Source organism: Pseudomonas sivasensis (assembly GCF_021391435.1).
In the GTDB taxonomy this organism is placed as follows: Bacteria; Pseudomonadota; Gammaproteobacteria; order Pseudomonadales; family Pseudomonadaceae; genus Aquipseudomonas; species Aquipseudomonas sivasensis.
Genome location: NZ_CP090029.1, coordinates 4,519,212 through 4,533,181, shown reverse-complemented (window position 1 = coordinate 4,533,181; position 13,970 = coordinate 4,519,212). Strand labels below are relative to the sequence as shown.

Annotated in this window: 13 protein-coding genes; all 13 read left to right on the top strand. The window is 60.0% G+C overall.

Annotated elements, in window-relative coordinates; all coding sequences use genetic code 11:
* Nucleotides 1-41 precede the first annotated feature (41 nt).
* The 13 genes from LRO94_RS20415 to fliI all read left to right on the top strand — a co-directional run bounded on the left by LRO94_RS20415 (nucleotide 42) and on the right by fliI (nucleotide 13,969).
* Complete coding sequence (locus tag LRO94_RS20415; RefSeq protein ID WP_032887865.1) at nucleotides 42-1,466, top strand: flagellin N-terminal helical domain-containing protein; 1,425 nt, start codon at nucleotides 42-44, stop codon at nucleotides 1,464-1,466.
* A gap of 74 nt (nucleotides 1,467-1,540) precedes the next feature.
* A complete protein-coding gene (locus LRO94_RS20410; RefSeq protein WP_095185426.1) occupies nucleotides 1,541-1,891 on the top strand; it encodes a flagellar protein FlaG in 351 nt (116 codons plus the stop codon).
* A gap of 80 nt (nucleotides 1,892-1,971) precedes the next feature.
* Entirely contained in the window at nucleotides 1,972-3,363 is a 1,392-nt protein-coding gene (gene fliD, locus LRO94_RS20405; RefSeq protein ID WP_179178626.1) for a flagellar filament capping protein FliD, read from the top strand.
* A gap of 139 nt (nucleotides 3,364-3,502) precedes the next feature.
* Nucleotides 3,503-3,907 carry a flagellar export chaperone FliS gene (gene fliS, locus LRO94_RS20400; protein ID WP_032887870.1) on the top strand — a complete coding sequence of 135 codons (405 nt, stop codon included), beginning with the start codon at nucleotides 3,503-3,505 and terminating at the stop codon, nucleotides 3,905-3,907.
* A 26-nt stretch (nucleotides 3,908-3,933) separates the two neighbouring features.
* A complete protein-coding gene (gene fliT, locus LRO94_RS20395) occupies nucleotides 3,934-4,230 on the top strand; it encodes a flagellar protein FliT (protein WP_028617332.1) in 297 nt (98 codons plus the stop codon).
* 170 nt (nucleotides 4,231-4,400) lie between these two features.
* The gene (locus LRO94_RS20390; protein WP_032887872.1) at nucleotides 4,401-5,876 is read left to right on the top strand and encodes a sigma-54 dependent transcriptional regulator; all 1,476 of its coding nucleotides are present in this window, start codon (nucleotides 4,401-4,403) and stop codon (nucleotides 5,874-5,876) included.
* Nucleotides 5,877-5,986: 110 nt separating this feature from the next.
* Nucleotides 5,987-7,198: a sensor histidine kinase gene (locus tag LRO94_RS20385; protein WP_032888090.1), complete on the top strand. Its 1,212-nt coding sequence runs from the start codon at nucleotides 5,987-5,989 to the stop codon at nucleotides 7,196-7,198.
* 6 nt (nucleotides 7,199-7,204) lie between these two features.
* Nucleotides 7,205-8,581, top strand: a complete 1,377-nt coding sequence (locus LRO94_RS20380; protein WP_179178627.1) for a sigma-54-dependent transcriptional regulator — start codon at nucleotides 7,205-7,207, stop codon at nucleotides 8,579-8,581.
* A gap of 128 nt (nucleotides 8,582-8,709) precedes the next feature.
* Complete coding sequence (fliE, locus tag LRO94_RS20375) at nucleotides 8,710-9,039, top strand: flagellar hook-basal body complex protein FliE (RefSeq protein ID WP_017134937.1); 330 nt, start codon at nucleotides 8,710-8,712, stop codon at nucleotides 9,037-9,039.
* A 16-nt stretch (nucleotides 9,040-9,055) separates the two neighbouring features.
* Nucleotides 9,056-10,837 carry a flagellar basal-body MS-ring/collar protein FliF gene (gene fliF / locus LRO94_RS20370; RefSeq protein ID WP_032887876.1) on the top strand — a complete coding sequence of 594 codons (1,782 nt, stop codon included), beginning with the start codon at nucleotides 9,056-9,058 and terminating at the stop codon, nucleotides 10,835-10,837.
* Nucleotides 10,830-11,846 carry a flagellar motor switch protein FliG gene (gene fliG / locus LRO94_RS20365; protein WP_032887877.1) on the top strand — a complete coding sequence of 339 codons (1,017 nt, stop codon included), beginning with the start codon at nucleotides 10,830-10,832 and terminating at the stop codon, nucleotides 11,844-11,846. The genes fliF and fliG overlap by 8 nt, the downstream gene beginning before the upstream one ends.
* Nucleotides 11,847-11,856: 10 nt before the next feature.
* Nucleotides 11,857-12,621 (top strand): flagellar assembly protein FliH, encoded by a 765-nt coding sequence (gene fliH, locus LRO94_RS20360; protein ID WP_032887879.1) that lies wholly within the window; start codon nucleotides 11,857-11,859, stop codon nucleotides 12,619-12,621.
* On the top strand, nucleotides 12,611-13,969 hold the full coding sequence (gene fliI / locus LRO94_RS20355) for a flagellar protein export ATPase FliI (RefSeq protein ID WP_032887880.1): 1,359 nt from the start codon (nucleotides 12,611-12,613) through the stop codon (nucleotides 13,967-13,969). The genes fliH and fliI overlap by 11 nt, the downstream gene beginning before the upstream one ends.
* Nucleotide 13,970 lies beyond the last annotated feature (1 nt).

Here is a 13,970-nt window from a genome sequence, read left to right as displayed (position 1 = left end):
AGGGCCGGAAGCCGCAGTATCCATCCAACGAGGATTTCGTCATGGCTTTAACAGTAAACACCAACATTGCTTCGATCACTACTCAGGGCAACCTGAACAAAGCTGGCGGCGCCCTGGCCACTTCCATGCAGCGCCTGTCTTCCGGCCTGCGTATCAACAGCGCTAAAGACGACGCAGCTGGCCTGCAGATCGCTAACCGCCTGACCAGCCAAATCAACGGCCTGGGTCAAGCAGTAAAAAACGTGAACGACGGTATCTCCATCGCTCAGACCGCTGAAGGCGCGATGCAGGCTTCGACCGACATCCTGCAAAAAATGCGTACCCTGGCTCTGTCTTCCGCTACTGGCTCCCTCAGCGCTGACGACCGTAAGTCGAACAACGACGAATACCAGGCTCTGACTTCGGAACTGACCCGTATCTCGCAAACCACTACTTTCGGTGGCCAGAAGCTGCTGGACGGTTCGTACGGTACCAAAGCTATCCAGGTTGGCGCCAACGCTAACGAAACCATCAACCTGAGCCTGGAAAACGTTGCAGCCAACAACATTGGTTCGCAGCAGGTCAAAACCAAGGCCATCGTGCCTAGCGCAACTGGCCTGGCTGGCGGCGACATCACTGTTACCGGCAACGGTCAGACTAAAACCGTAACTTACGCTGCAGGCGCTTCGGCTAAAGACATCGCTGCGGGCCTGAACGGTTCGATCGGTGGCCTGACCGCTACCGCCAGCACTGAAGTCAAACTGGAAGTAGGCGCTGCCACTCCGTCGAACTTCAAACTGGCTGTAGGTAGCGGTGCCGCTGTTGATTTCGTCGGCGTGAAGGACCTGGCCGGCCTGGCTGACCAGCTGAAATCGAACGCTGCCAAACTGGGCATCAGCGTTAACTACGACGAATCCAACAAAACCCTGTCGGTTAAGTCGGATTCCGGCGAAAACCTGTCGTTCTCGGGTGCTGATGCCAACGCCCAGGCCAACATCCTGGTTGGCGCTAAAGACGGCGCTGGCGCATTCGCCACCCCGGCTGCTCTGGGTGCTGCTGCAATCGTTGTGACCGGTCAGGTTTCCCTGGATTCGGCTAAAGGCTACTCCCTGAGCGACGCTGGTACTGGTGTATCGGACTTGTTCTCGGCTGCTACCGTTTCGTCGACCAAGACCACCATCTCTAACACCGACGTGACCGACGCTACCAACGCTCAAAACGCGCTGGCTGTTATCGACAAGGCCATCGGCACCATCGACGGCGTTCGTTCGGGCCTGGGTGCTACCCAGAACCGTCTGACTACCACTGCAGACAACCTGCAGAACATTCAGAAGAACTCCACCGCTGCACGTTCCACCGTTCAGGACGTCGACTTCGCTTCCGAAACCGCCGAACTGACCAAGCAACAAACCCTGCAGTCGGCTTCCACCGCGATCCTGTCGCAGGCTAACCAGCTGCCATCCGCTGTACTGAAGCTGCTTCAGTAATCTCAGCGCTTGGTAACTAACGGAAGGGCGCGTCTACGTGCCCTTCCGTTTTTTCGGTTTAGAGGAGATTGGACATGGACATGAGTGTAAAGCTGAACCAGTCTTATCCGCCGGTTGCACCTCAAAGCGCACCTGCCAAGGTAGTGGCTGACAACAACGTTCTGAATGTCCAGGCAACGCCCGCGATTAGCCAAGAGCCCGCACGCGCCGACCTGGAAAAAGCAGTCACCGATATTCGCGATTTCGTTCAAGCTACCCAGCGTAGCCTCGATTTTTCCATTGATGATTCCACCCACCGTGTGGTGGTCAAGGTCATCAATACCGACAATGGTGAAGTGATTCGCCAGATTCCGTCGGAAACAGCATTGAAGCTGGCACAGAACCTCAGCAGCGCAAGCAACCTGTTGTTTGACGACAAGGCCTGAGCTGGCATGAAACTTGTTGCTGTCCTGTCTTGAGGCGTAATAAGTCAAGATAACGGCAGCCACCGAACAGGAGATAGATGATGGCGGGTTCAACGGTAAGTGGTATCGGTTCGAACATCGATACGCAAGCGATCGTGACATCCTTGGTTAACGCCGAAAAGGTGCCCAAGCAAACGCAGATCAATACCGCGTCCGCGAAAGCGACCACCACGCTGTCTTCGATCGGCAAGGTTCAGGCAGCGCTGGATGCGTTTCGTAACGCCCTGGACACCATGTCCAAGGACAGCAGCTTCACCGGTTTGAGCGGTTCGTCGTCGGATGAAAAGACCGCGACCATGACGGCCAGCAATACGGCCTCGAACGGCAGCTTCCGGTTGATCGTCGACCAGTTGGCCCAGGCGTCCAAGCTGTCGAGCAAGAACTTCAGCGGTGGCACTTCGACGGTTGTCAACGCGACGGATAAGCCGACCACGTTGACCATCAGTCAGTCCGGCAAGGCTTACGACCTCAGCGTTCCAGCGGGCGCGACCCTGCAGCAGGTACGTGACTCGATCAATACGCAGTTTGGCACGTCGGGGCTGAGTGCCAACATCCAGACCGATTCCAACGGTTCTCGATTGATCCTGACCTCTACCAATATGGGGACGGGCTCGGACCTCACGCTGTCTGGCACCTCGGGGCTGGATGTGGACGCCACGGTCGTTGATTATCCCAAGGATGCGCAATACAGCATCGATGGTGTTTCGTCTGTGTCCAAGTCCAACACCATCACTGGTGCTCTTAGTGGCGTGGATATCAAGCTGGTAGCTACGTCGACTTACAAAACGGGCACTACGGGTGACAAGAACGCCACGCTCATCACCGTCAGCACCAACAACACCGCGCTCAAGTCCGGGGTCAAGGGGTTCATTGACACCTACAACGCCCTGATCACAGCGATGAACGCCGAAACCAAGGTCACCACGAACCTGGACGGCAGCACCACTGCGGCAGCGTTGACGGGTGACTCGACCATGCGTTCGTTGCAGAGCACGATCCGCAATGAGTTCAACGCGCTGTCGGGCAACGGGGCCTTCAAGTCCCTGGCTCAGTTCGGCGTGACCACCAGTTCGACCACTGGTCTGCTGGCGATTGATGACAAAAAGTGGGACGCGGCGGTTAAAACCAACGGCGCCGACATCAACAGTATGTTCAGCGGTAAAGACGGCATGCTGGCGCGGATGAAAAGCGCCACGGATGACTTTGCCAAGGCGAGCACCGGTATCTTGGCGACGCGTTCGACGTCCTTGTCGGACACGCTGAAGGACCTGACCAAAGACCAGGCCACGCTCGACGAGCGCATGACCCTGCTCACCAACAGCCTGTCGGCCAAATACAACGCCATGGACACCCTGGTCGCCCAATTGCGCCAGCAAAGCACCAGCGTCATGACCACGCTCAACGCCTTGAACAACGTCAAGACCAATAGCTGATGCCTGCGCATGAAAAAGGCCAGGCAATCTGCCTGGCCTTTTTTTATCGCGGGACAACTGGCCCTAAAGCTTTTTGCGAACCCGTCGACATATTGGTTACTAGAATCCTTTTCGCTGTCGCCCGTCACGAGGTAGAAACATGAATCCCATGAGAGCCCTTCGCCAATACCAGAAGGTCAATTCCCATGCTCAGATCTCCGAAGCCAGCCCTCATCGCCTGGTGCAGATGCTGATGGAAGGCGGGCTCGACCGCATGGCCCAGGCCAAGGGCGCGCTGGCGCGTGGCGACATCGCCCAGAAGGGGCTGATGCTCGGCAAGGCCATCGATATCGTGATCGGTCTGCGTGACGGCCTGAACGCTGAAAAGAGTGATAACCCGGCTTACGTCCAGCAGTTGGAAAGTCTGTATGCGTACATGACCAACCGTCTGATGGAAGCCAACCTGCATAACGACGCTGACATGATCGACGAAGTTGCCCGTTTGATGATTACCGTTAAAGAAGGCTGGGATGCGATTGGCGCGCCACAGGCTGCAGCAGAATAAGGCCTGGGTGCCTTGAGGAACACGTCATGAGCCAAGCACTGCAACGCATTGATGAAACCCGTGAGGCGCTGATGGGCGCGCTGGCAGACCGTAACTGGGACGCCATTGGCGAGCTGGATATGGGCTGTCGCGACGTGATCGAGCAGGTGCTCAGCGAAGCACCGGTGGATGAGGATGCGTTGCGTGAAAAGCTTGAGAGTCTGTTGGCGGTATACCAGCAATTGCTTGAGGTGACGACCGGCGAACGCCAGGCGATTTTCGAAGAGATGTCGCAGATCAACCAAGCGAAAAATGCGTCAAAGGTTTACCATCTGTTCGGCTGAACAGTCGAAGTTAATCCTACCGGCGCGTCATAAATTTGACCGTGCCAGCATTTTTGACTTAACTAGTGCTGTTTTCAGATTTCAGACGTCTATAAGGTAAGAAGTCTTACAGGCGCCTCGATTGCCCTCAATCTCGGGGCAGGAAGTTTTACTAGGGAAGTTGCTATTGCATGTGGCGTGAAACCAAAATTCTGCTAATCGATGACGATAGCGTCCGCCGCCGCGACTTGGCGGTGATTTTGAATTTTCTTGGCGAAGAAAATCTGCCCTGCGGTAGCCATGACTGGCAGCAGGCGGCCAGCTCATTGTCATCGAGCCGTGATGTCATTTGTGTGCTGATCGGGACAGTAAATGCTCCAGGCGCTGTTTTGGGCTTGTTAAAGACACTGTCTACGTGGGATGAGTTCCTTCCGGTCCTGCTGATTGGTGATATTTCTTCTGTCGAGCTGCCGGAAGACCAGCGCCGCCGCGTGCTTTCCAGCCTGGAAATGCCTCCCAGCTACAGCAAATTGCTTGATTCCCTGCACCGTGCCCAGGTCTATCGCGAGATGTACGACCAGGCCCGCGAGCGCGGTCGCCACCGCGAACCTAATCTATTCCGCAGCCTTGTCGGCACCAGCCGCGCGATCCAGCACGTGCGCCAGATGATGCAGCAAGTGGCCGATACCGACGCCAGCGTGCTGATCCTCGGCGAGTCGGGCACTGGCAAAGAAGTGGTCGCGCGTAACCTGCATTACCACTCCAAGCGCCGCGACGGGCCATTTGTGCCGGTCAACTGCGGGGCGATCCCTGCAGAGCTGCTCGAAAGCGAACTGTTCGGCCATGAGAAGGGCGCCTTTACCGGGGCGATCACCAGCCGTGCCGGGCGTTTCGAGCTGGCCAACGGCGGCACCCTGTTCCTTGACGAAATCGGCGACATGCCGCTGCCGATGCAGGTCAAGCTGTTGCGCGTATTGCAGGAGCGCACCTTCGAGCGCGTGGGCAGCAACAAGACCCAGAGCGTCGACGTACGCATCATCGCCGCTACCCACAAGAACCTCGAAAGCATGATCGAGGTGGGCAGCTTCCGTGAAGACTTGTACTACCGCCTAAACGTTTTCCCAATCGAGATGGCCCCGCTGCGTGAGCGCGTGGAAGACATCCCGCTGCTGATGAATGAACTGATCTCGCGCATGGAACACGAAAAGCGCGGCTCGATTCGCTTCAACTCCGCTGCGATCATGTCCCTGTGCCGCCATGGCTGGCCGGGCAACGTCCGTGAGCTGGCCAACCTGGTGGAGCGCATGGCGATCATGCACCCCTACGGTGTGATCGGCGTGGTCGAGCTGCCGAAGAAATTCCGCTACGTCGACGACGAAGACGAGCAGATGGTCGACAGCCTGCGCAGTGACATGGAAGAGCGGGTCGCCATCAACGGCCACACCCCGGACTTCGGTTCTACCGCCATGCTGCCGCCGGAAGGTCTCGACCTCAAAGACTACCTCGGCAACCTGGAGCAAGGCTTGATCCAACAGGCCCTGGACGACGCCAACGGCATCGTCGCCCGTGCCGCCGAGCGCCTGCGTATCCGTCGAACCACCCTGGTGGAGAAGATGCGCAAGTACGGTATGAGCCGCCGAGAAGGTGATGAACAGGCAGATGATTGACGCCTGTTTTTCAAGCCGCTGATTAATCAGCGGTTTTTTTTCGGCACAAGTATTGCTACAGCCCTCGCAACGTTCCGTTTAACTGACGGTCAGCCAAGCGAGAGAGCATGATGCCCCACGCCGCCCAACTATCTTCGGCCCCTGCCATCCAGGGACTGATTGCGCCTGTAGAACCGCAGACCCGCCAGGGTCTTGAACAAGCGTTCTCGCAGTTCAACCAGATGTCGAGCCAACTGACTGATTCCTACAGCCTGCTGGAGGCCCGGGTCTGCGAGCTGAAAGGCGAACTGGCGGTAGTTAGCGCCCAGCGCATGCAAGAGCTGGCCGAGAAAGAGCGCTTGGCCAACCGTCTGCAGAACCTGCTGTCGCTGCTGCCCGGTGGCGTTATCGTCATTGACGAAGAGGGCCGCGTGCGCGAAGCCAATCCGGCAGCCTGCGACATGCTCGGCCTGCCGCTGGAAGGCGAGCTGTGGCGCCACGTCATTACCCGCTGCTTTGCGCCGCGCGAGGATGATGGTCACGAAATCTCCCTTAAAGACGGGCGCCGCCTGTCCATCGCTACCCGTTCCCTGGACGCAGAGCCGGGGCAATTGGTGCTGCTCAACGACCTGACCGAAACCCGTCACCTGCAAGACCAATTGGCGCGCCACGAGCGTTTGTCCTCGTTGGGCCGAATGGTCGCTTCTTTGGCGCATCAAATCCGTACGCCGTTGTCGGCGGCATTGATTTACGCCAGTCATTTGACTGATGAACAATTGCCCGCTGCCACACAGCAGCGGTTTGCTGGTCGTCTCAAAGAGCGCCTGCATGAACTGGAGCATCAGGTACGCGACATGTTGGTGTTTGCCCGCGGCGAATTGCCGCTGACTGACCGCGTGACACCTGCCCAATTGATGCAGGCCCTGCAAGCGGCGGCGGCCACCCATATTCAAGACACTCAGGTACGTTGGCAGTGCGACAGCCACCTTGGCGAGTTGCTGTGCAATCGCGACACCCTGGTGGGCGCGTTGCTTAACCTGATCGAAAACGCTATCCAGGCCAGCGGCCCGGGCGCACGGCTCAAGGTGCACCTGTACAACCGCGAGCAAACCCTGCGCCTGTGCATCAGCGACAGCGGTGCCGGCATTGATCCTGTGGTGCTTAAGCGCCTTGGCGAACCCTTTTTCACCACCAAGACCAATGGAACCGGCCTCGGCCTGACCGTGGTCAAGGCTGTGGCGCGTGCCCATCAGGGAGAATTGCAGCTGCATTCCCGGCTGGGGCGTGGCACTTGTGCATTGATGAGCTTGCCGCTGTTTTCATGCGCGGCAAGCGCGGAGTAAAAAGTAATGGCTATCAAGGTTCTGTTGGTGGAAGACGATCGCGCCCTGCGTGAAGCATTGGCGGACACGCTGCTGTTGGCGGGTCATGACTACCGGGCGGTCGGTTCTGCCGAGGACGCCTTGGACGCGGTGGAGCAGGAAGCCTTCAGCCTGGTGGTCAGTGACGTGAACATGCCCGGCATGGACGGCCACCAGTTACTGGCCTTGCTGCGCGCGCGCCAACCGCAACTGCCGGTGTTGCTGATGACTGCTCACGGCGCGGTGGAGCGTGCGGTGGACGCCATGCGCCAAGGCGCGGCGGATTACCTGGTCAAGCCGTTCGAACCCAAGGCGCTGATCGAACTGGTGGCGCGGCACGCCCTGGGCGTGATCCCTGCCAGTGAAGGCGAAGGCCCGATTGCCTTCGAACCGGCCAGTGCGCAACTGCTTGAACTGGCGGCCCGGGTGGCGCGCAGTGATTCCACGGTGCTGATCTCCGGCGAGTCCGGTACCGGTAAAGAGGTGCTGGCGCGTTACATCCACCAGCAATCCACTCGCGCCAAACAACCGTTCATCGCCATCAATTGCGCGGCGATCCCCGACAACATGCTTGAAGCCACCTTGTTCGGTCATGAAAAAGGCTCGTTCACTGGCGCCATCGCTGCCCAGGCCGGCAAGTTCGAACAGGCCGATGGCGGCACCATTCTGCTGGATGAAATCTCGGAAATGCCTCTGGGCCTGCAAGCCAAGCTGCTGCGGGTGCTGCAAGAGCGCGAAGTGGAGCGCGTCGGTGCGCGTAAACCGATCCAGTTGGATATCCGTGTGGTCGCCACCACCAACCGCGACCTCGCTGGCGAAGTGGCGGCGGGGCGCTTCCGCGAAGACCTGTTCTACCGGCTATCAGTATTCCCCCTGGCCTGGCGCCCGCTGCGTGAGCGTCCGGCGGACATCATTCCGCTGGCCGAGCGCTTGCTGAACAACCACGTCAAAAAAATGAAGCACGCCCAGGCGCGGCTCTCGGCCGAGGCGCAAGCGTGTCTCATCAGCTATCCCTGGCCGGGCAACGTGCGCGAGTTGGATAACGCCATCCAGCGCGCGCTGATTCTGCAACAGGGTGGCTTGATCCAGCCCCAGGATTTCTGCCTGGCCATGGGCAGTGGTGCGGCCCCATTGCCTACCTTGGCGCCCACGCCGGTGGTTGCAGAGGCTGAGTCTGCCGGTGCCCTGGGTGACGACCTGCGTCGCCGCGAATTCCAGATGATCATCGACACCCTGCGCGCCGAGCGCGGCCGTCGCAAAGAGGCCGCCGAGCGTCTGGGCATCAGCCCGCGCACCCTGCGCTACAAGCTGGCGCAGATGCGCGACGCCGGGATGGACGTCGAGGCGTATCTGTTCGCCACATAACCGGTAACAACGGCGATAAGGTTTGTCGCCTTTTCTTACGAGTTGATACAGAGCTGGCACCCTTGTTGCTACCTCCCCTAGTAATCGCTGCGTAGTGTCAAAAATTTGCGGGTTGGAGAGAGAAGTTCATGAGCCAGGGTATTGAGTTCAATCGGTTGATGTTGGATATGCGCTCCATGCAAATGGATGCCATGGCTCAACCGAAATCCGTCGCGCCAGCGCCGGAATTGGGCCAAAGCAGCTTCGCCGACATGCTCGGCCAGGCCATCAACAAAGTCAGTGACACCCAGCAAGCTTCCAGCCAGTTGGCCACCGCGTTCGAGATCGGCAAAAGCGGCGTGGACCTCACCGATGTGATGGTCGCCTCGCAAAAGGCCAGCGTCTCCTTTCAGGCTCTGACCCAAGTGCGTAACAAGTTGGTTCAGGCCTATCAAGACATCATGCAGATGCCGGTTTAAGGGCGAGATTTAAGTCATGGCAGAAGCAGTCTCCGACAACGTACCCGCCAAGGCAGACGGCAAGCCGCCGCTGTTTGGCCTGTCGTTCCTGGAAAACCTCTCGGAAATGACCATGTTGCGTCAGGTGGGCCTGATGGTCGGCCTGGCTGCCAGCGTGGCGATTGGTTTCGCCGTGGTGTTGTGGTCGCAACAACCCGATTACCGTCCGCTTTACGGCAGCCTGGCGGGCATGGATTCCAAGCAGATCATGGAAACCCTCGCCGCCGCCGACATCGCCTACACCGTAGAGCCCAACTCCGGCGCGCTGTTGGTTAAGGCCGATGACGTGGCCCGTGCGCGCATGAAGCTTGCCGCTGCCGGCGTAACGCCGTCCGACAGCAATATTGGTTTTGAAATCCTCGACAAGGACCAGGGCCTCGGGACCAGCCAGTTCATGGAAGCCACGCGCTACCGTCGTGGCCTGGAAGGCGAGCTGGCCCGCACCATCTCCAGCTTGAACAACGTCAAGGGCGCCCGTGTGCACTTGGCCATTCCGAAAAGCTCGGTGTTTGTGCGCGACGAGCGCAAGCCAAGTGCCTCGGTACTGGTGGAACTGTTTTCCGGCCGTTCGCTGGAGCCTGGCCAGGTTCTGGCGATCATCAACCTGGTGGCCACCAGCGTTCCCGAACTGAGCAAGTCGCAAATCACCGTTGTCGACCAGAAGGGCAACCTGCTGTCCGACATGGCGGAAAACTCCGCGCTGACCCAGGCCGGCAAGCAATTCGACTACAGCCGCCGTATGGAAAGCATGCTCACCCAGCGTGTGCACAACATCCTGCAACCGGTGCTGGGCAACGACCGCTACAAGGCTGAGGTGTCCGCCGACGTGGACTTCAGTGCCGTCGAGTCGACCTCCGAGCAGTTCAACCCGGACCAGCCAGCGCTGCGCAGCGAACAGTCCACCAGCGAACAACGCACCGCCAGCAATGGTCCGCAAGGTGTGCCGGGTGCCCTGAGCAACCAGCCGCCAGCCCCGGCTTCGGCCCCGCAAACCACCGGTGGCGCTGCTGCCACCGCTGGCGCGATCCAGCCCGGCCAGCCATTGTTGGACGCCAACGGCCAGCAGATCATGGACCCGGCCACCGGCCAACCGATGCTCGCCCCGTACCCGGCGGACAAGCGTAACCAGTCCACCAAGAACTTCGAACTCGATCGCTCCATCAGCCACACCAAGCAGCAGCAGGGTCGCGTCAATCGCCTGTCGGTGTCGGTGGTGGTCGATGACCAGGTCAAGGTCAATGCGGCGGATGGCGCCGTTACCCGTGCGCCGTGGAGCGCCGACGAATTGGCGCGCTTCACTCGCCTCGTGCAGGACGCCGTCGGCTTTGACGCCAGTCGTGGTGACAGCGTCAGCGTGATCAACATGCCGTTCTCCGCCGAGCGCGGTGAAGTCATCGCCGAAGCGGCGTTCTACACCCAGCCGTGGTTCTGGGACATCGTCAAGCAAGTGCTGGGTGTGTTGTTCATCCTGGTGCTGGTGTTCGGTGTGCTGCGTCCGGTGCTCAACAACATTACCGGCAACGGCAAGAACAAACAGCTGGCGGCGTTTGGCGGCAGTGACGTCGAGTTGGGTGGCATGGGCGGCCTGGACGGCGAACTGGCCAACGACCGCGTCAGCCTCGGCGGCCCGCAAAGCATCCTGTTGCCAAGCCCGAGCGAAGGTTACGACGCTCAGTTGAACGCAATCAAAAGTCTGGTAGCAGAAGACCCGGGCCGTGTGGCCCAGGTCGTGAAAGAGTGGATTAACGCAGATGAGTGATCGAGCCGCTGTTGCCAAGCTCACCAAGGTCGACAAAGCCGCAGTCCTGCTGCTGTCGCTCGGTGAAACCGATGCCGCCCAAGTGCTGCGCCACATGGGGCCCAAAGAGGTCCAGCGTGTGGGCGTGGCCATGGCGCAGATGCGCAATGTGCACCGTGAGCAAGTCGAACAGGTGATGAGCGAGTTCGTCGAGATCGTCGGCGATCAGACCAGCCTGGGCGTCGGCTCCGACAGCTACATCCGCAAGATGCTCACCTCGGCCCTGGGCGAAGACAAGGCCAACGGCCTGATCGACCGCATCCTGTTGGGCGGCAACACCAGCGGTCTGGACAGCCTCAAGTGGATGGAACCGCGCGCCGTCGCCGACGTGATCCGCTTTGAACACCCTCAGATCCAGGCCATCGTGGTGGCGTACCTCGATCCGGACCAAGCCGGTGAAGTGCTTGGCCATTTCGACCATAAAGTGCGCCTGGACATCATCCTGCGCGTCTCGTCGCTGAACACCGTGCAGCCGGCGGCCCTGAAAGAATTGAACACCATCCTGGAGAAGCAGTTCTCCGGCAACTCGAATGCCTCGCGGACCACCTTGGGTGGTATCAAGCGTGCGGCAGACATCATGAACTTCCTCGACAGCTCGGTCGAAGGCCAGTTGATGGACTCGATCCGCGAGATCGACGACACCCTGTCCGGCCAGATCGAAGACCTCATGTTCGTGTTCAACAACCTCTCCGATGTCGACGATCGTGGCATCCAGGCGTTGCTGCGCGAAGTGTCCTCCGACGTGCTGGTGCTTGCCCTCAAAGGCTCGGACGAAGGCGTCAAAGAGAAGATCTTCAAGAACATGTCCAAGCGTGCTTCCGAACTGTTGCGCGACGACCTGGAAGCCAAAGGCCCGGTGCGCGTCAGCGACGTGGAAACCGCGCAGAAAGAAATCCTCACCATTGCCCGCCGTATGGCCGAAGCCGGAGAAATCGTTCTCGGTGGGAAGGGCGGCGAAGAAATGATCTAAGGCGCCCCTGATGTCGAACAAAGATGAGGCGCCCAGCGATCTGATTCGCGCACGGGATGTCGGTGGGTTCGACATCTGGTCGTTGCCCAGCTTCGACCCGCATGTGCCCGAGCCTGAGCCGGAACCCGTTGAAGAAACGCCGGTGGAAATGGAAGAAGTGCCGCTGGAAGAAGTCCAGCCACTGACCCTGGAAGAGTTGGAAAGCATCCGCCAGGAGGCTTACAACGAAGGCTTCGCTGCGGGTGAAAAAGACGGTTTTCGCAGCACCACTCTCAAGGTGCGCCAAGAGGCCGAAGCGGCGCTGAGCGTCAAGCTGGCCAGCCTGGAACGTTTGATGGGTGTGTTGTTCGACCCTATCGCCGAGCAGGATGCGCAGATTGAAAAATCCATGGTCGGCCTGGTGGAGCATATTGCACGCCAGGTGATCCAGCGCGAACTGGTGCTCGACTCCAGTCATATCGAAAGCGTGATGCGCGAAGCACTCAAGCTGCTGCCCCTGGGTGTCGGCAATGTGCGGCTGTACATCAACCCGCAGGATTTCGAACAGGTCAAAGCCCTGCGCGAGCGCCATGAAGAAACTTGGCGCATCGTCGAAGACGCAGCGCTTCAGCCCGGTGGTTGCCGGGTCGAGACCGAACACAGCCGCATTGATGCGACGGTGGAAACCCGCATCAGCCAGATCATGGCCAAGCTGCTGGATCAAGTCCACGAGCAGGTGTTGAACCCCGCCGAACCTGACCTCAGCGTCGACCTGGACGCCGCCGATGCGCCTTGATCGCACCAGCTTCGTCAAGCGCCTGAGCGGCTACGTCGAGGCCACTGAATTGCCCGGCCAGCCGATCCTTGAAGGGCGTCTGTTGCGCATGGTCGGCCTGACCCTCGAAGCCGAGGGCCTGCGCGCCGCCATGGGCAGCCGCTGCATGGTGATCAACGATGACAGCTACCATCCGGTGCAGGTCGAAGCGGAAGTGATGGGCTTTTCCGGCAACAAGATCTTCCTGATGCCCGTCGGCAGCCTGGCGGGCATCGCCCCCGGCGCCCGCGTGGTACCGCTGGCCGATACCGGCCGCCTGCCCATGGGCATGAGCATGCTCGGCCGGGTGCTGGACGGCGCCGGTCGTGCGTTGGACGGCAAGGGCGGCATGAAAGCCGAAGACTGGGTGCCGATGGACGGCCCCACCATCAACCCGCTCAACCGCAACCCCATCAGCGTGCCGCTGGATGTGGGCATCCGCAGCATCAACGGTTTATTGACGGTCGGCCGCGGCCAGCGTCTGGGCCTGTTCGCCGGTACCGGTGTGGGTAAGTCGGTGTTGCTCGGCATGATGACGCGCTTTACCGAGGCCGACATCATCGTGGTGGGGCTGATCGGCGAGCGGGGCAGGGAAGTTAAGGAATTCATCGAGCACAGCCTCGGTGAAGAAGGCCTCAAGCGCTCCGTCGTCGTCGCCTCCCCAGCGGATGATGCGCCGTTGATGCGTTTGCGCGCGGCCATGTACTGCACGCGCATCGCCGAATATTTTCGCGACAAGGGCAAGAACGTCCTGTTGCTGATGGACTCGCTCACCCGTTTTGCCCAGGCCCAGCGGGAAATCGCCCTGGCCATCGGCGAACCGCCGGCGACCAAGGGCTACCCGCCGTCGGTGTTCGCCAAGCTGCCGAAACTGGTGGAGCGCGCCGGTAATGCCGAGGCCGGTGGCGGCTCGATCACTGCGTTCTACACGGTGTTGTCCGAAGGCGATGACCAGCAGGACCCTATCGCCGACTCGGCGCGGGGCGTGCTCGACGGCCACATTGTGCTGTCGCGCCGTTTGGCCGAAGAAGGGCACTACCCGGCTATCGATATTGAAGCGTCCATCAGCCGGGTCATGCCGGCGGTGGTCACGCCGGAGCATATGGTCCGCGCGCAACAGTTCAAGCAGTTGTGGTCGCGCTATCAACAGAGCCGCGACCTGATCAGCGTTGGCGCCTACGTGGCCGGTGGCGATCGCGACACCGACCTGGCGATCGCCCTGCAACCGCAGTTGGTGACTTACCTGCGCCAAGGCCTCAACGACAAGATCAGCATGGGTGAAAGCGAAGCGCATCTGCATTCCATCTTCGCCCCTGCGCCAGGCGGCTAAG